The sequence below is a fragment of the Sodaliphilus sp. genome (assembly GCF_045598405.1).
GTDB lineage: Bacteria > Bacteroidota > Bacteroidia > Bacteroidales > Muribaculaceae > Sodaliphilus > Sodaliphilus limicaballi.
Genome location: NZ_JAZLLZ010000010.1, coordinates 21,692 through 40,821, shown reverse-complemented (window position 1 = coordinate 40,821; position 19,130 = coordinate 21,692). Strand labels below are relative to the sequence as shown.

The 19,130-nt window shown below is 41.8% G+C and carries 20 protein-coding genes; all 20 read left to right on the top strand.

Translation table 11 applies throughout. The features are described from left to right. The 20 genes from ACKI3C_RS01040 (at position 1) to ACKI3C_RS00945 (ending at position 19,121) form a co-directional block, all read left to right on the top strand. The gene (locus tag ACKI3C_RS01040) at positions 1-1,134 is read left to right on the top strand and encodes an ATP-grasp domain-containing protein (protein ID WP_407401150.1); all 1,134 of its coding nucleotides are present in this window, start codon (positions 1-3) and stop codon (positions 1,132-1,134) included. Further along, positions 1,131-2,240 (top strand): glycosyltransferase, encoded by a 1,110-nt coding sequence (locus ACKI3C_RS01035; RefSeq protein ID WP_407401148.1) that lies wholly within the window; start codon positions 1,131-1,133, stop codon positions 2,238-2,240. Before ACKI3C_RS01040 ends, ACKI3C_RS01035 begins: the two co-directional genes overlap by 4 nt. Next, positions 2,237-3,247, top strand: a complete 1,011-nt coding sequence (locus ACKI3C_RS01030) for a glycosyltransferase family 2 protein (protein ID WP_407401146.1) — start codon at positions 2,237-2,239, stop codon at positions 3,245-3,247. The genes ACKI3C_RS01035 and ACKI3C_RS01030 overlap by 4 nt, the downstream gene beginning before the upstream one ends. 484 nt (positions 3,248-3,731) lie before the next feature. After that, on the top strand, positions 3,732-4,886 hold the full coding sequence (locus ACKI3C_RS01025; protein ID WP_407401144.1) for an EpsG family protein: 1,155 nt from the start codon (positions 3,732-3,734) through the stop codon (positions 4,884-4,886). Between the two features lie 33 nt (positions 4,887-4,919). Next, positions 4,920-5,702: a glycosyltransferase family 2 protein gene (locus tag ACKI3C_RS01020; protein WP_407401142.1), complete on the top strand. Its 783-nt coding sequence runs from the start codon at positions 4,920-4,922 to the stop codon at positions 5,700-5,702. Then, positions 5,702-6,871 (top strand): glycosyltransferase, encoded by a 1,170-nt coding sequence (locus ACKI3C_RS01015; RefSeq protein WP_407401141.1) that lies wholly within the window; start codon positions 5,702-5,704, stop codon positions 6,869-6,871. The genes ACKI3C_RS01020 and ACKI3C_RS01015 overlap by 1 nt, the downstream gene beginning before the upstream one ends. Further along, positions 6,861-7,448, top strand: coding sequence for an acyltransferase (locus ACKI3C_RS01010; RefSeq protein ID WP_407401140.1), 588 nt, complete (start codon positions 6,861-6,863; stop codon positions 7,446-7,448). Before ACKI3C_RS01015 ends, ACKI3C_RS01010 begins: the two co-directional genes overlap by 11 nt. Position 7,449: 1 nt before the next feature. After that, positions 7,450-8,328 carry a polysaccharide deacetylase family protein gene (locus tag ACKI3C_RS01005; RefSeq protein WP_407401139.1) on the top strand — a complete coding sequence of 293 codons (879 nt, stop codon included), beginning with the start codon at positions 7,450-7,452 and terminating at the stop codon, positions 8,326-8,328. A gap of 12 nt (positions 8,329-8,340) precedes the next feature. Then, positions 8,341-8,949 carry a sugar transferase gene (locus ACKI3C_RS01000; RefSeq protein WP_407401138.1) on the top strand — a complete coding sequence of 203 codons (609 nt, stop codon included), beginning with the start codon at positions 8,341-8,343 and terminating at the stop codon, positions 8,947-8,949. Between the two features lie 18 nt (positions 8,950-8,967). Continuing rightward, positions 8,968-9,603, top strand: a complete 636-nt coding sequence (locus ACKI3C_RS00995) for an acetyltransferase (RefSeq protein ID WP_407401137.1) — start codon at positions 8,968-8,970, stop codon at positions 9,601-9,603. A 94-nt stretch (positions 9,604-9,697) separates the two neighbouring features. Next, positions 9,698-10,522 (top strand): hypothetical protein, encoded by an 825-nt coding sequence (locus tag ACKI3C_RS00990; protein WP_407401136.1) that lies wholly within the window; start codon positions 9,698-9,700, stop codon positions 10,520-10,522. 456 nt (positions 10,523-10,978) lie between these two features. Further along, positions 10,979-11,488 carry a hypothetical protein gene (locus ACKI3C_RS00985; protein ID WP_407401135.1) on the top strand — a complete coding sequence of 170 codons (510 nt, stop codon included), beginning with the start codon at positions 10,979-10,981 and terminating at the stop codon, positions 11,486-11,488. Between the two features lie 146 nt (positions 11,489-11,634). Then, positions 11,635-12,492: an ABC transporter permease gene (locus tag ACKI3C_RS00980; RefSeq protein WP_407401134.1), complete on the top strand. Its 858-nt coding sequence runs from the start codon at positions 11,635-11,637 to the stop codon at positions 12,490-12,492. 94 nt (positions 12,493-12,586) lie between these two features. After that, entirely contained in the window at positions 12,587-12,967 is a 381-nt protein-coding gene (locus tag ACKI3C_RS00975) for a four helix bundle protein (protein WP_407401133.1), read from the top strand. Positions 12,968-13,060: 93 nt separating this feature from the next. Further along, positions 13,061-14,335, top strand: a complete 1,275-nt coding sequence (locus ACKI3C_RS00970) for an ABC transporter ATP-binding protein (protein WP_407401132.1) — start codon at positions 13,061-13,063, stop codon at positions 14,333-14,335. Positions 14,336-14,355: 20 nt separating this feature from the next. Then, the gene (locus ACKI3C_RS00965) at positions 14,356-15,423 is read left to right on the top strand and encodes a polysaccharide pyruvyl transferase family protein (RefSeq protein ID WP_407401131.1); all 1,068 of its coding nucleotides are present in this window, start codon (positions 14,356-14,358) and stop codon (positions 15,421-15,423) included. After that, the gene (locus tag ACKI3C_RS00960) at positions 15,420-16,337 is read left to right on the top strand and encodes a glycosyltransferase family 2 protein (protein WP_407401130.1); all 918 of its coding nucleotides are present in this window, start codon (positions 15,420-15,422) and stop codon (positions 16,335-16,337) included. The genes ACKI3C_RS00965 and ACKI3C_RS00960 overlap by 4 nt, the downstream gene beginning before the upstream one ends. A gap of 142 nt (positions 16,338-16,479) precedes the next feature. Beyond that, the gene (locus ACKI3C_RS00955; protein ID WP_407401129.1) at positions 16,480-17,268 is read left to right on the top strand and encodes a radical SAM protein; all 789 of its coding nucleotides are present in this window, start codon (positions 16,480-16,482) and stop codon (positions 17,266-17,268) included. Between the two features lie 63 nt (positions 17,269-17,331). Continuing rightward, positions 17,332-18,363, top strand: coding sequence for a hypothetical protein (locus ACKI3C_RS00950; RefSeq protein WP_407401128.1), 1,032 nt, complete (start codon positions 17,332-17,334; stop codon positions 18,361-18,363). Positions 18,364-18,377: 14 nt separating this feature from the next. Beyond that, on the top strand, positions 18,378-19,121 hold the full coding sequence (locus tag ACKI3C_RS00945; protein WP_407401127.1) for a 2-C-methyl-D-erythritol 4-phosphate cytidylyltransferase: 744 nt from the start codon (positions 18,378-18,380) through the stop codon (positions 19,119-19,121). The last annotated feature ends 9 nt before the right edge of the window (positions 19,122-19,130 follow it).

The window sequence follows — 19,130 nt, the reverse complement described above, 5'->3', positions numbered from 1 at the left end:
ATGAACAATAAGGTTATAATATTTGGTGATGATTGTGTTAACTCTTTAGGTTTAGTACAAAGTCTAGGCAGAGAAGGAGTTGAAACAATTGCGGTCCTGAAATGCCGCAGGTCAACTTTAGTAAAGGCAAGTAAATATGCAGGAGAAATAATTTGTATCGCGGATTATAGCGAAGCAATAGATATGTTATTATCTAGGTTTCAAAAAGAAAATAATGTATTGATAATCCCTTCTGGAGATGGTCCTGCACTCACTTTGGAGAAGTATAAAGACTGTCTGAGCAAGAATTTTATTTTTGAGGGAATAATAAAAAAAGGGACTTTAAGTCATTATATGCGCAAAGATAATCAAATCGCTCTTGCTAAAAAACACGGATTCAATATACCTGTTTCAATCAAAATTAAACGAGGAGATATTATTGCCGACAACATTCCTTTACCATGTATTATTAAACCTTTAATCAGTTGCGAAGGAGATAAACGCGATATAAGGATATTGGACAAAATAGAGGATGTGAGAAATCATATCAATCATAACCTCCAGTTTACGGAAGAAGTCATAATTCAACAGTTTATTGAAAAAGACTATGAATACGACATGATGGGCTGCTCTTACACGAACGGTGAAGTATACATTCCGTTGTCAGATAGAATGGTGAAATTCAATCATAAGTTGGCTGAAACATCCACGGTAAGTTATATTGAACCATTGGACCCTGAAATACAACTTGAAGTGGATAATATAGAAAGACTGATGAAAGATATTGGTTTTGTCGGTTTGTTTTCCGTTGAATTTATGCACAACAAAAAAGATAATAAAATTTATTTTACAGAAATCAACTTTAGAAATGATGGAGAAAATTCCTTTATTGTGCATGGTGGCGTGAATCTACCTTATTTACACTATTGTGATATGATGGGACATCCCTTAAAAGAATACAATCCTATCAAAGAATCAAAGAAATACATTTGGGAGGGTGTCCATTTCTCTGGGTTAATACAAGGTGATGAAAGTTTTATAGATTGGATTAAGGATTTGTGTGGATGCGATGGTTTTCTATATTATTTTAAAGATGATCGCAAGCCATTCTTTGCCCAATTCTACAATAAAATTAAAAGCAAACTTCATTTATGAAAAAAATACTATTCTTTCATTTCGATCTCGGGGTTGGTGGTGCAGAAAATGTCTTGATAAATCTGCTCAATAATCTCGATTCAAAAAAATTTGACATCACTCTGCTGTTGTTGTTTAATCATGGTGTTAGACTCGTGGATCTTGCTCCTCACATAAAGCTTAAATATGTTTTCAACTTCAAACCATTCCGTGGCATAAGTAATGTTTTGAAACTGTTCAGTCCAAAATTATTGCACAAGTGGTTTGTGAAGGATAAATACGATATAGAAATTGCATATCTTGAGGGTAATCCGACTCGTATTGTGGGCGGATGCAAAAATCAAGAAACTAAGTGTTATGCCTGGGTACATAGAAATTTTAAAGGTAAAGACGAACTAATGCATGTGTATCGTTCGGATAAGGAAATGCATGAAACCTACAAACGTTTTGATGGTGTTGCCTTTGTGTCAGAAACAGCTCTTCAAACTTTTCAATCTCTTGTGAATCTGCAGAATATGAATCTTGAGGTTGTAAATAATGTACTAGAGGTTGATCAGATAATCCGAAATTCACACGAAGCTATTCCTCAGGAATTTAGTGCTAAGGTGAATTTCTGTACGGCAGGACGTTTGACTGCAGTAAAAGGTTTTGACCGCCTTTTCCGTATTCTCGGCACACTATATAAGGAAGGTATTCGTGATTGGCATTTCTACCTGATGGGAAAAGGTGAAGAGAAAGAACGCTTGGAGGTTATAATGAACGAATTAAACCTAGGCGAAAACATAACAATGGTTGGATTTGAAAGTAATCCACATCGCTATATTTCAAAGATGGATTTCTTCGTTTGCTCATCGTTCTCTGAGGGATATAGTACTGCGGTAAGCGAAAGTATCATACTTCATACACCGGTCATCACCACTGATTGTTCTGGCATGAGAGAAATATTTGGTGGCAGTGGATGTGGTATGATAGTAGAGAATAGCGAGATCGGACTCCTTGATGGTATGAGACGTATGCTTACTGATTCCGAATTTGTCAGCCAGATGAAGAAAAACTCCAAAGAGCGCTCTAATTTCTTCTCAAAAGAACGTTGTATTCAACAATTTGAAAACTTCATAGAATCATGAAACCTGCTATAAGTATAGTAATGCCGATGTATGGTGTAGAGGCTTATATTGCACGAGCTATAGAAAGCGTGCAAAAGCAGACTTTTACTGATTGGGAACTGTTAATCGTAAATGACGGAACAAAGGATCGAAGTCGAGATATTGCTGCTGACTATGAAAGAAAAGACGAACGCATACGCATCATCGACAAAACAAATGGAGGGCTCTCTTCTGCGCGCTTGAAAGGATTGGAATCTGCGCAAGGGACATATATATCTTTTATAGATAGTGATGATAGCTTGCAACCAGAATATCTAGAGGTGCTGTATTCTATAATTAAAAGATACGATGCAGACGTAAGTATGTGTTCTTATAATACGGTATTTGGAAACTCGCAAACCCCCGTTTCACTTTGCTTTCCGCAGGGAACGACAATCCTTAATGATTCCGAAGAGATACTGAAGGATTATTTCCTTCCTCAAATAGATTCAATAAGAAAAGGCTCAAATGTTCTGCCAGCTTTTATGTGGCTTAGACTCTTTCGAAGAGATATAATAAGTACTGATTTATTTATTAGTGAAAGAAAAGTATACAAGGAGGATTTGGTGCTTACTGCGAGACTTTTGTTTTCAATAAAAAAGTTAGTTGTTATTAATACTCCATTATATAATTATTTTATTAACCCTGGTTCTCTTACAATGAAATATAGAGAAAATGCATGGAGTATGATGAAATCGTTGACGTTAGAACTATTTAAGGTATTAGATAAATTCCCGGAAAAATTAGTTCATGAGCGTCGACTTGGTCATCTTTTATTTGCGGTACACTTTGTATTGAAGAATGCTTCACGTCAAAACTATTCGTTGTATAAGAAACAATTCCAGGATATTTTAAAAAGTGAATTATTGATGCAAGCTATTCATAAAGCATCTCTGTTCACTGTCCCAAGAGGATTTTTTGTTATGGTTTGGTCAATGAAAATTCGTTGTCCATTCTTGTTGTATAAATATAATAAAAAAAGAGTATAAACATGAATATAGAATCTATTTACCACTACATTTATCTTGCTATTGTTGCGATATTGTCTATATCAGTTTGGCAAGTGTACATAAATAGGCTTGATTATCGTTTCGATTATGGTAATCGTAACAGGGCTTTCCGAGGCCACTGAAAAAGTATCATGTATCAGAAAAAATCTATTTTCATACTTGATACCCTATCTGAATCCCTATTCAAATATTCAAATCTCAGAGGGTTTAGAACGGTCAAAAAAGGCTGGTTTTGACTTTTTCAGTGGCCTCGGGCTTTCCTTATAATGGTGTTCTTTGCATTGCATGTTTACATATGGCAAGATGTCATATCCAGATTCAACAAAAGTAATAAAAAATTTCGTACATAATGATACTGTACGCCATTGCATGAGTATAAAGGCATTCTCTATCTATCAAGATAAAATAATTGCATTGATGATACAAATGCGGTTCACTTTAGGATTATATTTATTATATAAATTTGCAAAATAAAATGTTTTCCATTTTTGATTTTATACCGCCTCAATACTACTCCCGTGTATTTAATGGCTTAATTATGGTTTTGTGCATAATTACTGCATTTTATTATAGTTTTGATCAAAACCATACCAAGATAAATAGGCAAATTAGTCTTATTTTAGCTTTGGCTTTGGCATCAATTACAATACTATTCCTCGGACCAAGACCTGTACACGCTTCATTCACAGATACTGGTTATTACATTTATTCCTATTACCATAGCTACGACCATTTCATGCCTATTGACTTTAACGAAGAGTGGTTGTGGTATAATATATCATGTTTCATCAAGATGATGAATTTCTCCGACATGGGATATTTGACCTCATTGATGTTTTTATATGTGAGTTTTATGTTTGTTGCATGCTGGATTGTAATGAGAGACGGAATGTGGATTGCAATTCTGTTTTGCTTTTCTTCTTTCTCATTTGTGGCTTATGGCGTGAATGGAATGACAAACGGTATTGCAGCCTCTTTTGCCCTTGCAGGAATTGCAATTATGGCAACAAAAAAAACGAATTTAGATATAGCCATTGGCTTATTGCTAATGTTGATGTCTGTAAGTACCCACAGAGCTATGACGCTTCCTGTCTTATGTGCACTTTTGGGGTGTTGGTACGTTAAGAATCCTAAATACGCATTGTATTTCTGGTTGTTGTCTATTCCTTTGTCGCTTGTTGCAGGAAATGCTATTACAGGTTTCTTTGTGAACTTGGGATTCGATGATAGAATGGCAGAATATGCCAATTTGCCTGCTGACGAATTAGGTTACGAAGTCGTAAATTCTAATGGAGGTCGCTTTCGTTGGGATTTTATTTTTTATAGTGTAATACCTATATTTTTTATCTGGTATCTTACGGTTAAGCGGAATTTTAAAGATTACACGTTCAATGTGTTAGCGGTTACTTATATTCTGGCTAATGCCTTTTGGATTATGGTAATACGTTCTGAGCAAAGCAACAGATTTGCATATCTATCGTGGTTCATCTATCCTCTAGTTATAGCTTATCCGCTACTTAGATTTAAAATTTGGGAAAAACAAGATAGAGCATTAGCAGCAATTCTTTTGTTATACTCCGGATTCACTTTCTTTATGTGTTTTATATACAACGCCTAGACAGATAAACTTATGTCAAAAATTTCCGTAATCATGGGTATTTACAATTGTGCTCCAACGCTACAGGAGGCGTTGGATTCACTTTATGCCCAGACCTATCAGGACTTTGAGATAATCTTGTGCGATGATGGTTCGAAGGATAATACTTACGAACTGGCACTTGAGAATCAAAAGTCACATCCTAATATTGTTCTCTTGAAGAATCCTCACAATATGGGGCTCAATCAGACGCTCAATAACTGTCTGGCTGTGGCTAAAGGTGAATATATCGCCCGCATGGATGGTGACGACCTTTGTGATTCCTCTCGTTTTGAGAAACAGGTAAAATTTCTTGATGAGCACCCTGAATATGCCATCGTCAGCAATCCTATGATATACTTTGACGAGGAGGGCGAATTTGGCAGAGGACAAGTTCGTGAAGGCGAACCAGGACTTGACGCCTTCGTAAGGGGTACACCTTTTTGCCATGCACCCTGTATGGTTCGTAGAGAAGCTTATATGGCGGTAGGCGGATATACGGTTGACAAGCGTCTTCTGCGTCACGAGGACTACAATCTTTGGACAAAGATGTACGCTAAAGGATTCCGTGGGTATATGACAGCAGAACACCTCTACATGATGCGTGATGACCGTAACGCAACAAAGCGCAGAAACTTCCGTGGTCGCATCAATGGCATTTATGCACGTTGGATAGCATATAAAACTATTCACATCCCATTTTTCGGATTTTTGAAGTTTGCCATAATGGCACTCATCAAGGGTCTCATGCCCACCTTTATGTATGAGTATTTTCATCGCAAAAAACTTGGAAGATAATGAAAAATGTATTAGAAGTTATAAATCTTGCTAGTTCTGCAAGAAATTTCATAGGAACACAGTTCTCTTATCTGCAAGAGAATGGTGATTACCGTATGCACTTGATATGTTCACCTGATGACAAGATGGAAGCATACACCAAGCAGATGAACATCGTCTATCATCCGCTAAAATTAAACAGACAACTATCACCGATTGCAGACATTAAGGCGATGACAGAAATTTGCAAGTACATCAAAAAGAACAATATTGAGGTAGTTATTGCTCATCAAGCCAAAGCCCGTCTTTTGGCAATGCTTGCGTGTTTCTTTACTCGTGTACCTTACCGCGTGGTATTTGCGCATGGTGTATTGTATGAGACAATGCATGGTTTGAAACGTTGGCTAGTTAAGATGAACGATAAACTTGTTTCTATGCTAGCAGATAGAGTCGTATGCGTAAGCAAATATGTGGCTGAAATGCGCGAGAAAGACCATATTGATGCTGCAGGAAAGCGCGTGATACTTGGCAAGGGCTCGTGCAATGGTATTGATGCTGTAAACAAGTTTAACCCTGCTTTGTATAACGAAGACAAGATTGCCTCAATCAAGGCAAAGCATGGAATAACAGATGATGATTTCGTAATTGGCTTTGTCGGTCGGTTGGTTAAGGACAAGGGGGTTATTGAATTGCTGGAGGGATTCAGTAAACTTCAGACTATGCACCCTGAAAAGAAAATCAAACTGATGGTCATTGGTCAGCCAGAGGTTCGTGATGGATTGCCAGAAAGCACGTTGTCTGTTATCCGCAATTCAAAAGACATCATCTTTACAGGTTTAGTGCCTTACGAAGACATTGCAGCTTATTACATGGTGATGAACGTCTTCATTTTGCCTTCGCATCGTGATGGTTTGGGTATGGTAGCACTTGAAGCGGCTGCTATGGGATGTCCTGTTCTTGTATCTTCCATAACAGGCTGCAGAGAGACCATTCTACCTGATATCACAGGCAATTATGTTGATTTGACAGGAAACTCTATCTGTAATATGTTAGAAAAATACCTTGACCAGGAACTTGGTAGGCTACATGGAGCAAATGGGCGCAAGTTCATACTCGATTCGTTCGAACAATCAATAGTAAACCAATCAATGTTGGATTTCTTAAACAAATTTGTTAATAATGGAAAATAAAAATAAGAAATTAAGTTTAACCTTTCGCATGCTCCGTGCATTAGGATTCAACTATTCAGAAACAGCATACGGTAATGTTACATTCTTCGGAGTGATTAAGAAAGTATTTGTGACATTCAGAAATAATCTTTTAGAGAGTTGGATGGATTGTTGGATTTTCGCGCCTGTACTCCCACGTAAAATGCGACCTTGGATTATGCGCAAATGGGGATGTAAAGTTGGTAAAGGTTGCTTTATTGGCGACCATGTTCGCATAGATATTGGCCATGCTGATATGATTACCCTTGAGGATAGTGTTAGCATTGCAGGAGGAACTCGCCTTCTTTGCCATCAGCGCGATTTTTCTGACTATTGTGTTGGAGATGACTACATGAAACTGGGGTACACTATTAAGCCAATTATTCTGAAAAAAGGATGTTTGGTTGGTATGGAAAGTTTCGTTATGCCAGGAGTAACAATTGGCGAAGGGGCAGTAGTAGCAGCAGGCAGTATGGTTACAAAAGATCTACCAGCTTGGACAGTGGCAATGGGCAGACCTGCAAAGGTGGTGAAACAGATTCCTGATAGGGTAAAGTAATATGAACATTCTAACATTTGATATTGAAGAATGGTATATAGAGAAACATTTCCATTCGGGTGGTGAGGAAAAATACCGTCAGTATGATGGTTATCTCTCTCAAATTCTAGATTTGCTTGATGAACGCAACATGAAGGGTACGTTCTTCTGTGTAGGTGGCCTTGGCCGTGAGTTCCCCGGCGTAGTGAAACGTATTGCGGATCGTGGGCATGAAGTGGGTTGCCATAGCGATGTGCACACGTGGTTGAACAAGATGACACGTGAGGAATGTCTGGCTGATACCCGTATGGCAGTTGATTCGCTGGAGCAAGTAATCGGCAAGAAAGTGAAGAGCTATCGCGCTCCTGCCTTTTCAATTGGTGCAAGTAACAAATGGGCGTTCGAGGTTCTAGCGGAATGTGGCATTGAACGCGATGCAAGCATATTCCCCGCCGTTCGTGACTTTGGCGGCTTTGCGGAATTCGGTCAAAAGACCCCTGCCATCATCCGTTATAATGGCATTGAGTTGAAGGAGTTCCCAATCTGTACTGCAAAACTGATGGGCAAAGAGATTGCCTACTCTGGTGGCGGCTATTTCCGGTTCTTCCCTCTATGGTATGTGAAGAAGGAAATGGCGAGTGCAGACTACTCTATGACGTATTTCCATATAGGTGATCTGGTTCCCGAATCAAGAGGACTTATGACCAAAGAAAAATATGAAGAGTACTTCAAAGAACCAGGTACTTTGAAAGCTAGATATACACGTTACCTAAAAGCAAGTATCGGAAAGAAGACAGCGTTCGACAAATTGAAAAAACTGGTCTGTGCCAAGGACTTTGTAAATCTTGAACAGGCATCATTCCAGATTGATTGGTCGAAGGCTCCTATTGTAAACCTATAAATCAGTTACTCTATGTATAAAAACTTCTTTAAGCGAGTTATCGATTTTACTATTGTGCTGATAGCTCTTTTGATAATCTGGCCAATACTGGCTATTATTGCTATCTGGTTGCACTTTGCCAATAAGGGTGCGGGAGCATTTTTCTTCCAAGAAAGACCAGGCAAGGACGAAAAGATTTTCAAGGTAATCAAGTTCAAGACAATGACAGATGAGAAGGATGAGAACGGGAATTTGCTACCCGATGCCCAGCGATTGACAAAGGTCGGCAAATTCGTTCGCTCTACATCAATTGATGAGTTGCCTCAATTAATTAATGTTTTGAAAGGTGACATGGCGCTGATTGGTCCGCGACCATTGCGAGTACATTATCTGCCCTTATATAGTCCCGAGCAGCATAGAAGGCATGATGTGCGGCCAGGAATCTCTGGATGGGCTCAATGCCATGGGCGAAACAACATCAGTTGGACAGAGAAATTCAAACTGGATGTGTGGTACGTAGATCATCTTTCGCTGATGACTGACATAAAGGTGATTTTTATAACTATAAAGAAAGTGCTTTTCCGTGAGGATGTGAACAATGAGGCTGCGGCAACTATGTATCCTTTCGATGGCACCAATTGATTTTTAGTTTTACATCGTATGAAAAGTATAATTATTGGTGCGGGTACCTATGGAGAGGTCTATCTTGCGTACCTGCAAGAGGCTGGTGTAGACGTTGTCGGCTTTATTGACGATAATCCAAAACTGGAAGGTAATAAAGTTCGTGGAATCCCTGTTATTGGTAAAATGGCTGATCTTGCATCGCTGAGAGATGCACATGGAGTGAAAGCTGTTTATTGTCCTTTGGGTAATAATAAATTGCGTGTGGAGTTCTTGACTAAGGCAAGAGAGTTGGGGTACAAGACCCCTAACTACATTCACCCTTCGGTATTGATTTCTCCTAATGTTTCCATTGGAGAAGGTGTGTATATCTTGCTTGGTACTACCATAATGCCATACACTATAATCAAGGACTTTGTGATGATTTCGATGGGGGTGCATGTAGCACACCACAATGTGTTAGAAGAAGGTGTATTTCTCTCAACAGGTTGTAACTTTGGTGCATCAATAATTGCCCACAAGTATGTATATTGTGGCATCAGTTCTACAATCATGACTGGATTACATACTCTTGGTGAAGATTGTCTTATTGGTGCAGGGGCTGTTGTCATTCGTGATGTTGAACCCAAGGCAGTTATGGCAGGTGTACCAGCAAAGGTGCTGAAGTACAAATAGCTAATGTGATTCTCCGAGTAAAGTTTAGACAAGAATAGGAAGTAAAAAGGAGGTTTAATCAACTACACTATTAGTTCATTTGACAACCAGTTATATGAAATTCACTTTTCCTTTTGGGCTGGGGGTCGATGTTGTTAGGCAGGTGGATGATGGTCGGGCGAGGGAGTTGTTCGTTCTGGGGGTCTATGCCAGTGCGGTTCATGTAAAGTGGTTTGGGCCTGATGGCAGGATTCGCATCAGGGCTATGGCTGTGGCGAGTGAGCCGGAGATCTTTTGGCGTGGCGGCAATGACTATGTGGAATCGGTGATTGACCGCATTAACCTTGACCCTAAATATGGACATCTTGAGCCTGCCGATGCTGCATTCAATGGACCTTCGGGGGTTTGTCTTGACAAGAACTACATTGAGCCGCTGGGGTTGACTCGCCAGGATGTGTGGCTCTGCGACCTTTTGCCGGAGTCTCGCAAGAATCCATCACAGGCAGCTGCTCTCTGCAAGAATTATGACGGATTCGTAGATATTCCCTACAACTTTCCTCTAGTTCCAAGGCCAATCGCTGACGAAAAGAGAGTCAGAGAGATAGTGGAGGAACTTGAGGCATCGAAGGCAAGACGTATTATACTGCTTGGCGATGAACCTATTAGGTATTTCCTTAACAAGTTTGTCCCTGCGGTCAAGAGGCTTTCTTGTATAGAGCCCTACGGGAAGGAGATTATGGTCACTATCAACGGGAATGATTATACCGTTCAATGTCTGGCTCACCCTCGTCAAACTGCAAGGCTTGGCAATTCAAGCCGGCATTGGTTTGAAGCTCACCAGAAATGGGCACGAGATATAGCAAACGATTTAAGCCTGCCTACTTGCATCTTTCATCAACACACTGAATCATATCACAGGAAGAAACTGAAGGAAATATAGACATACACTTCACAAGAAGGAATCGCTAACTCTACCAATCACAGCGGGTTAGCGATTTACTTTTTGAGATAGGCTTGATGCCGTGGCGTGAGGGAGCGGAATCGAATTTGAATGTTGTTGATACAATAAACCAATGCGTTAAACAATGCTCGCAAATGGCTAACATAATGTAAATGACGATGTGTTCTTGCTTCGCTAGGCAAATTAGTAGTTCTTATATTTTTTCAGGAGATTCTTGTGCGTTTCGTGTAATTTTTATACCTTTGCACAGATGCTATTATGATTCTTGTTCCCTAATGGCAAGACAACTATTATTTTCCATGACAGACTGGAACAGTTTATTTTACGACATATCAAGTGAGACAAAATGATTGTCGCTGGTAAGCATAACTTTTGTCTATACTCTATATGGTTTCCCACAGACGCATTCGCCTGAGGGAAAATATTTACACTTCTATGTGGCACGTAGTCTATAAGAACCGCAGTTGCAAGGTTGCCGAGCTCGTGAGTGAGCTTGATGCGGCAGGCATCGTGCACTTTATTCCTGAGCAAGCCGTTGAGCGATATGACGCTGCGGCAGGCGAGATGCTTCCTACCACTACGATTGCTATCAACAATATCGTGTTTATTGACACTCACCACGACATCAATGCCGTGGTGCACTCGGTTGGCGTCCTGCAAGCGCCAATGACCGACCCGCTGACAGGCTTGCCTGCCACTGTGCCCGACAATGAGATGCTTGCATTCAAACTCGCCTTGCAGAGTCGCCCCGCCGACGTGAAGCTGCTGTGCGACCCCTACTCTCGCTTTGAGGACCGCCCTCTGGTGCGTGTCAAAGCTGGTCTGTTCCAGGGGCTCACTGGCCGTGTGGTGAGGATAAGGCGCGACCGCAAGCTAGTGGTGAGTCTAGGCGCCATGGCAGTCGCCGTGTCGGGCATCAGCCGGTCGCTTTTGGAACAGATTTAACACTTCCAGGAATCCCTAGACCAACTAAAGGACTCCCCACACTGATCTCACTGATCTTACGAAAATTAACAGCAGATTGCTCTGATTACTCTAATTATTTTAATTTCTTTCAGTTATAATAAATTCCAACCACAGTAATCACCTTTATGGAATCTTCTCAATCATGGGACTTTTGCATTGAGCCGCATGGCAGCCTGTTCTCGCTCAAGTTGCGCGAGGTGTGGCGCTACCGCGACTTGCTACGCATGTATGTGAAGCGCGATATAGTCACCTACTACAAGCAGACGGTGCTGGGTCCGCTGTGGTTTTTCATCCAGCCAGCCCTCACTACCGCGATGTTCATGCTAGTCTTTGGCGGCATTGCGGGCATCAGCACCGATGGGTTGCCCCAGCCGCTGTTCTACATGGCAGGACTGCTGTGCTGGAACTACTTTGCCGACTGCCTAAACCGGTGCTCCGACACCTTTGTCGCCAACCAGGATGTCTTCGGCAAGGTTTATTTCCCGCGCCTCGTGGTGCCGTTGAGCGTCACGTTGAGCAACATGGTGAAGATGGGCGTGCAAGCGATTCTGTTCGCTCTCATCTACCTGTATTACGTCATCATGGGCCACGGCTGTGCCGTCAACGCCTACGCTTTGCTACTGCCCTTGCTTGTGCTCATGCTCGCAGGGCTGGGCTTGGGATTCGGACTGCTCATCACAAGCATCACCACCAAGTACCGCGACCTGAAGTTCCTCATCACCTTCGGGGTGCAGTTGTGGATGTATGCCACCCCGGTCATATATCCGCTCAGCACGCTTGCCAAGAGTCACCCTGACTACGTGTGGCTGCTGCAGGCCAACCCCATGACCAGCATCATCGAGACCTTCAAATTTGCCTTCCTGGGCAGCGGCATGTTCTCCTGGGCTTCGCTGGCCTACAGCCTCGCCTTTACTGTCGCCGTCATCCTGCTAGGCACCATAGTGTTCAACAAAGTAGAACGTAACTTCATCGACGTAGTGTGATTATCTAAACGATGACGATACGCTCGCTGGAGCTCGCTACGATGACGATGACCTTTTTCTTTTTTAACGATGACCTTTTTTAAAAAAATAATATATGGAAGATAATCGAAGCAATCGAAACTTCAGAGAGTATGAGGTTTGGATTGATGCTGTGAAATTTGCAACAGAAGTGTATCAAACCACTTCTACCCTACCCTGGTTTGAGAAAAAAGGTCTATGTGACCAACTCCAACGTGCCGCAGTCAGCATTAGTTCTAATATTGCAGAAGGAGCAGCAAAACCTAGTGATCAAGATTTTGCAAAATATCTCGACATCGCCCTTGGGTCTGCGTATGAGGTGGAAACGCAACTGATTATATCAAAGAATATCAACTATATAACCCAAGAGTCTTTTGATCAACTTATTATACCCTTACACTCGATCGAAAGACAGCTCACCGCCTTTATACATCACATTCGCAAAAAACGAGATTAATTTACAAAGAACATGTCATCGTAAAAAATAAGTCATCGTAGCGAAGCGCATCGTAGCGAGCCCTGCGAGCGCATCGTCATCGTTAATAAAAGTATGACAGTTTTAGAATTTGAAAACATTAGCAAGCAGTATCAGCTGGGCAAGATTGGCACTGGCACGTTGAGCCGTGACCTTAATCGCTGGTGGGCCAGCGTGAGAGGCAAGGAAGACCCCTACCTCAAGATAGGCCAACGCAATGACCGCGCAAGCAAGGCCCAGGGCGACTTCGTGTGGGCACTGCGCGACATCAACCTCAAAGTAGAACAAGGCGAGGTGCTGGGCATCATCGGCAAGAACGGCTCTGGCAAGAGCACATTGCTCAAAATACTGTCTCGTGTCACCTCACCCACCACTGGCCGCATACGAGGCCGCGGGCGCGTGGCATCGCTGCTCGAGGTGGGCACAGGATTCCACCCCGAGATGACCGGCCGCGAGAACATCTACATGAACGGTTCCATCATGGGCATGACCCGCGCCGAGATAGACCGCAAGCTCGACGAGATTATTGACTTTGCCGGCGTGCAGATGTATGTCGATACCCCCGTCAAGCGATACTCCTCGGGCATGAAAGTGCGCCTAGGATTTGCCGTGGCGGCACACCTCGAGCCAGAGATACTCGTGGTAGATGAGGTTCTCGCCGTGGGCGACGCCGAGTTCCAGAAAAAGGCAATAGGCAAGATGCAAGACGTGTCGCGCGGTCAGGGCCGCACCGTGCTCTTCGTGAGCCACAACATGGCAGCAGTGGGCCACCTGTGCACCTCGGGCATAGTGCTCAACAATGGCACTCTCGCCTTTGCCGGGACTGCCCACGAAGCCATACAACATTACTCACTGCAGCACACAGCACCAGCAGCAAGTAGCACATTGACTCCCGACCCGCGCAGCGAGGGACAACTCAAAGACATATCAATGCAATTCCTCGACGAGAACGGCGACGAAATCACCCCCCGTTGCGGCAGCCCGCTCACGGTGCGCATCAAGTGTCATGCACTCAACGACTACCGCAGCGTGAAAGTTGCATTCGTGATACGCGACCCATTCGAGCGTCCCATCCTCGCCTGCCCCAGTTATCTCACGCATGATGAATTTGCAATGCTCCGGGGCAACCACTGCTTTGAGCTCAAGATACCCAAACTGCCAGTAACAGCAGGTAACTACATGGCAGGACTCTTTATCGAAGTCGGTAAAGATACGCTTTACGGCCAGCGTGATGCAATGAGATTTGAGGTAGAAGATGCCGACTTCTTCGGCAACGGTCGAACCCTACCCGCTCACATCATGGGCAGCGCATTACTGTGCGAGCATGAGTGGGACATAACAACAACATAAACACAATCGCACTTCACGATATGAAAGTACTATTAGTAGGAGCAACATTCAACTCCAACTTCGGCGACTTGCTTTTCTCGCACCTGTTCTACGACAAGTGCAAGGAAGCGGGATTTGACAAGGTGTCATTCTGGCAATGGCCCGAGCATGTCCTATGCGATTTCTGCCGAAACGAATTGGACTATCACGAAAAAATTTCCATTTGGCAAACTCTTAGATATGATGCCCTCATACTTCAATCTGGCGGAATGATGGGAGACAGAGTATATACCCGACGAGGCGTTACCCTACGTTTCAAACGGTTTTTTGTGCCAATGTTATTATTTACGCTATTACATAAACCCGTATATATCCTTGGTTGTGGAGGTGGACCGCTTTTTGCATGGCCTATGCGTAAAATTGCTAGACATATATGGACTAGGGCTAGCAGAATTATGGTCAGGGACGAAGAAACTCGCAAATACTTCCAGTCAATAGGTGTGACTAATGAGATAGAAGTGACCAGCGACACCGCACAAGTAATCACGGCTCAACAACTTCCTCCATTCGAAAAATCCGATGATTTAGACAATTACTTGAGGGGTAGAAAAATGTTATTATTTGCTGTCCATTTCCCAAAGAAAGGAGATATTCAGGAATCTATAATATTGCCAGCCATTAGAGAATTTCTGCAAACTCATCCAGACTATGCTCTTGCTGTGACAACAGACAAAACAGAAACGGCCGACGAAACAAGGGAATATATGGCTGATAAGGGTGATTATTTCTTTTATCATTATCATGATAGTTATCAGTTGGCTTCATTTATCAATTGTGCCAATGTTGTTGTTACCCTTGGGCTACATGTAGGCATAGTGGGAGCATCTTTGGGCAAAAGCGTCATATCATTTCCTCATAATTATAATAAGACCCATCGCTACTATAAGCAAATAGGAGAAAGTCAAAGATGTATAGAATTAGCAAAAGTGAGCCAAGAGATAGTTCTTAGCCAATTAGAGAAATTCCACTCAACACCCATTGTGCTCTCGCCCACCATAAGAGCTTTGGCAAAAAAGAACATTGACATTATAAACGAAATCAACAAATGATTAATTACTCTTTCATCATACCTCACAAGGATATTCCTGACCTGCTTCGCCGATGCGTAGCAAGCATCCCCCGCAGAGATGACATCGAGATTATTATTGTCGATGATGCCAGTGACCCGCTGACAGTAAATGAGAACACAATGGCCGACGTGATAGAGCAGCCATGTGTTAATATGATATTTACTAAGGAAAACGGAGGAGTAAGTTATGTTCGTAATATTGGAGTAAAAAAAGCAACTGGCAAATGGATTTTCATTGCAGATGCTGATGACTTCATGATGCCAGGAGCATTGGAAATGCTGGACAAATACAAAGATAGTGATGCCGAAGTCGTCTGTTTTCATATCTGTGCCAAAGACTGTTACACGCTTGAACCTTGCAACAGAGGCATGAAATATAATGGATATATGGATAAAGCTATAGCAGGTGAAATATCCATGAATATGCTATTGGCTATTGCAGTGACAACATGGACAAAAATGGTGCAACGCGACTTTTACATCCGTCATGATATTCGGTTTCAGGAGGACACGAGAATTCTAACCGATCTGTATTGGGCCAAGTTACTTGCCCTTAAAGCTCAAAGCATTGAGGTGTCTCCTGATGTTTTATATTGTGTCACAGAACGAAGTACACGCATGTCAAACACATTTGTTTCTAAAGCGCATCTACGGCAGATGTACCATGTGGCCAAAACAACCAACAAATTGGTAGTGGACCATGGCAAAGCAGAATATGCACAAAGTCTAGAGTATATCCTGACAAGAATTCACAACCACAGCGTAGCTTTATGTTGGAAATACTTCTTCTTAAGTTTCTTTGACGGAACATTATACAATAGTTTGAAAAGATACACGATAAAGCAGAGAATGTACCGTATAGCTAGATATACTTTGTGGTTAGTTAAAAACTAAAAGACAGGTTTTATTACTTAGGGATATCAAATTATGTTTACTGCAAATGAATAATACAATGCTAGATTACATTTCAAATCAGCTATATAACCTTCTTGTTAAGGTTACATATTTTCTAAGACGGTTCGAACTGTGCAGAAAGATGCACAATGCTTTAGTGGGGAACTGGTACATTGAATACCATATTTGTGATCACTGCAATTTGAATTGTAAATGCTGTAGTCATTTCTCGCCTGTTTCCGAAAGATATTCAGTCAGCTTAGAAGAAACCGAAGAAAACTTCAAAAAGCTCTCACAGAATTTCCCGGCTCACTTTCGTTCCATACACCTTTTGGGAGGAGAGCCGTTATTACACCCACAGATAATAGACATTCTGCAAATAGTAAGAAAGTATTTTCCTTCTAAAGAAATACAGGTTTTTACCAATGGGACGTTACTATCTAGACAAGATGACACTTTTTTTGATACAATCAAAAAAAATAATATACAGATAGGAGTTACCCGTTATCCTTGTAGTGTTAACTACGACGAAATAAAAACACTCTTGGATGAAAAAGGTGCTGATTACTTCTTTACCTCTTTCCGTCGTTCTATTGACAAATTTGAAAAAAGACTATTATCTGAAAACGAGGGTAGCAACTGGCTAAAAAACTATTTACTGTGTAAACAAACAACTTGTCACCAGCTTAGAGATTGTAGAATTTACCTATGTCCTTATCTTGCTTATAGCGATAATTTGAACAAGAAATTTGGAACAAAATTCACGCACGAAAAATGCGACTACATTGATATCAGTAAGCGTGTTACCCGTTGGGATATTCTTTGGAAATTTGGCATCCCTGGTCGTGCTTGCAGATACTGCGACAGGAAAGGCATCGAAATGATTGACTGGGAGACATCAAAGCGAGCAAGAGAGGAATGGATTAAATGATAATATCATATTGGAAAGTATGTGTCATGTCATGAGTATGATTAGTTTATTACAACATTTATAATGAAAACCAAGATAGTGTATGTACTAGCATCGCTTGATGCTGATATCTATATGGAACAAGCTTTTGTTTCTGCTTGGTCTGCTCGGCATTATAACCCAGATTGTCACATAGAGATGGTATGCGATCAAGACACATTCGCCACTATGAAATCAGGCATCAGAGGACAATACAAATCGTTGTTTGACACGTTTCATGTTCAAGATTTTCGACCTGAGCAAAGCATGAGAGAACGTTCTCGCTGGATGAAGACTTCATTGAGAAAGTTGATTGAGGGCGATTATCTTTTTCTTGATTCAGACACTGTGGTATGCAGCAATTTATCACATATTGATGATTATAACTTTAGCATCGGAATGGCTCTGGATCAGAATTGCGAAATGAAGGATTTCTTATACCGCACAGGAGTAACAAACCGCACAAAAAGACTATTCAACGTAGACATTTCAGCAGAAACCAAATACTTTAATAGTGGAGTGGCTTATGTTAAAGACAATGCTCAAACACACATATTTTATAAAAAATGGCATCAGATGTGGATGTCCAAAAGGTATGAAAACGATGGAATAAAAGACCAAGCGTCACTTGCAGCCACAAACCTTCTACTTGGACATGTGATAACAGAGATGTCAGGCGATATGAATTGTCAAGTAATGGCTAGTATTCAATATCTCCATACTGCTCACATAATGCACTTCTTTAATACGTTTTTTACAGCTAAAGGGCCTTCACTGCATCCTTTTTATGGTAAAAATCTGTTCTTAGAAGTGAAAGAACAGGGAATAACAAAAGACATAGTACATAAAATACTGCAATGTAAGTCATTATTTATATCTCCCTCCGTGCCAGTTCCTTTTGAGGGAGCAAAGATTTGGGAATTATATAGTAAAAGAAATATTTTTAACACAAACGCTTGGATAACTCTACAATACATACATCAATCATATCCTTTGGTTTTCAAGTTTATTGAATACTTCATAACAACACTTATCCGTTTTAGGAGAAGATGCAAACGATATATTAGCAAATTGTAACAACAAACTAAACTATGAATATAGCTATTATTACTGCTGGAGGAAAAGGTTCCCGCATGGGGAACAAGATTCCCAAGCAATTTATCGACATTAATGGCAAGCCCATTATCGCTTACACTATCGATACGTTTGAACGCCACCAACTCATTGATGCTATTGTGGTGGTGTGCCTCAAGGAATGGATGGAAATCGCTAGAGTTGCCATGAAACGAAACTACATGAGCAAGGTAGTGCGTGTGGTGGAAGGCGGCGACGAGGGACAGCGATCCATTTACAACGGATTGCTTGCGGCCCGTGACTATGCGCGCGAGGCGGGATGTGACAACCCCACTGTGCTCGTGCATGATGCCGTGCGACCTATGGTTACTACCCAGCTGATCACCGATTGCATCAATGCCACCGCCACGCATGGCAATGCCATCGTCGTGGCTACGCCCACCGAGACTTTCATCATTGAGAACGAGGGGCAACGGCAGCTGCTTGACCGCGACAAAATGCACATCGTGCGCGCGCCACAGTGCTTCCATCTCAACGACATTCTGCAACTGCACGAGCGTGCCATCGCCGACGGCAAGACCGACTTCCGCGACTGTTGCTCGATGCTGTGCGACTATGATATCCCCTACCACATGGTAATCGGTCCCACCACCAATATCAAGATTACATTCCCTAGCGACGTGATCCTGTTCCGCTCGTTGCTCAACTACATCGAGATGCAACAGGTTTTTACCCCCCCCCTTTATGATTTAATCAATTAATTATCAGTT

Coding starts and splice junctions, on each gene's coding strand:
- ACKI3C_RS01040 (WP_407401150.1), top strand. CDS start 1: ATGAACAATAAGGTTATAATATTTGGTGATGATTGTGTTAACTCTTTA.
- ACKI3C_RS01035 (WP_407401148.1), top strand. CDS start 1,131: ATGAAAAAAATACTATTCTTTCATTTCGATCTCGGGGTTGGTGGTGCA.
- ACKI3C_RS01030 (WP_407401146.1), top strand. CDS start 2,237: ATGAAACCTGCTATAAGTATAGTAATGCCGATGTATGGTGTAGAGGCT.
- ACKI3C_RS01020 (WP_407401142.1), top strand. CDS start 4,920: ATGGGTATTTACAATTGTGCTCCAACGCTACAGGAGGCGTTGGATTCA.
- ACKI3C_RS01015 (WP_407401141.1), top strand. CDS start 5,702: ATGAAAAATGTATTAGAAGTTATAAATCTTGCTAGTTCTGCAAGAAAT.
- ACKI3C_RS01010 (WP_407401140.1), top strand. CDS start 6,861: ATGGAAAATAAAAATAAGAAATTAAGTTTAACCTTTCGCATGCTCCGT.
- ACKI3C_RS01005 (WP_407401139.1), top strand. CDS start 7,450: ATGAACATTCTAACATTTGATATTGAAGAATGGTATATAGAGAAACAT.
- ACKI3C_RS01000 (WP_407401138.1), top strand. CDS start 8,341: ATGTATAAAAACTTCTTTAAGCGAGTTATCGATTTTACTATTGTGCTG.
- ACKI3C_RS00995 (WP_407401137.1), top strand. CDS start 8,968: ATGAAAAGTATAATTATTGGTGCGGGTACCTATGGAGAGGTCTATCTT.
- ACKI3C_RS00990 (WP_407401136.1), top strand. CDS start 9,698: ATGAAATTCACTTTTCCTTTTGGGCTGGGGGTCGATGTTGTTAGGCAG.
- ACKI3C_RS00985 (WP_407401135.1), top strand. CDS start 10,979: ATGTGGCACGTAGTCTATAAGAACCGCAGTTGCAAGGTTGCCGAGCTC.
- ACKI3C_RS00980 (WP_407401134.1), top strand. CDS start 11,635: ATGGAATCTTCTCAATCATGGGACTTTTGCATTGAGCCGCATGGCAGC.
- ACKI3C_RS00975 (WP_407401133.1), top strand. CDS start 12,587: ATGGAAGATAATCGAAGCAATCGAAACTTCAGAGAGTATGAGGTTTGG.
- ACKI3C_RS00970 (WP_407401132.1), top strand. CDS start 13,061: ATGACAGTTTTAGAATTTGAAAACATTAGCAAGCAGTATCAGCTGGGC.
- ACKI3C_RS00965 (WP_407401131.1), top strand. CDS start 14,356: ATGAAAGTACTATTAGTAGGAGCAACATTCAACTCCAACTTCGGCGAC.
- ACKI3C_RS00960 (WP_407401130.1), top strand. CDS start 15,420: ATGATTAATTACTCTTTCATCATACCTCACAAGGATATTCCTGACCTG.
- ACKI3C_RS00955 (WP_407401129.1), top strand. CDS start 16,480: ATGCACAATGCTTTAGTGGGGAACTGGTACATTGAATACCATATTTGT.
- ACKI3C_RS00950 (WP_407401128.1), top strand. CDS start 17,332: ATGAAAACCAAGATAGTGTATGTACTAGCATCGCTTGATGCTGATATC.
- ACKI3C_RS00945 (WP_407401127.1), top strand. CDS start 18,378: ATGAATATAGCTATTATTACTGCTGGAGGAAAAGGTTCCCGCATGGGG.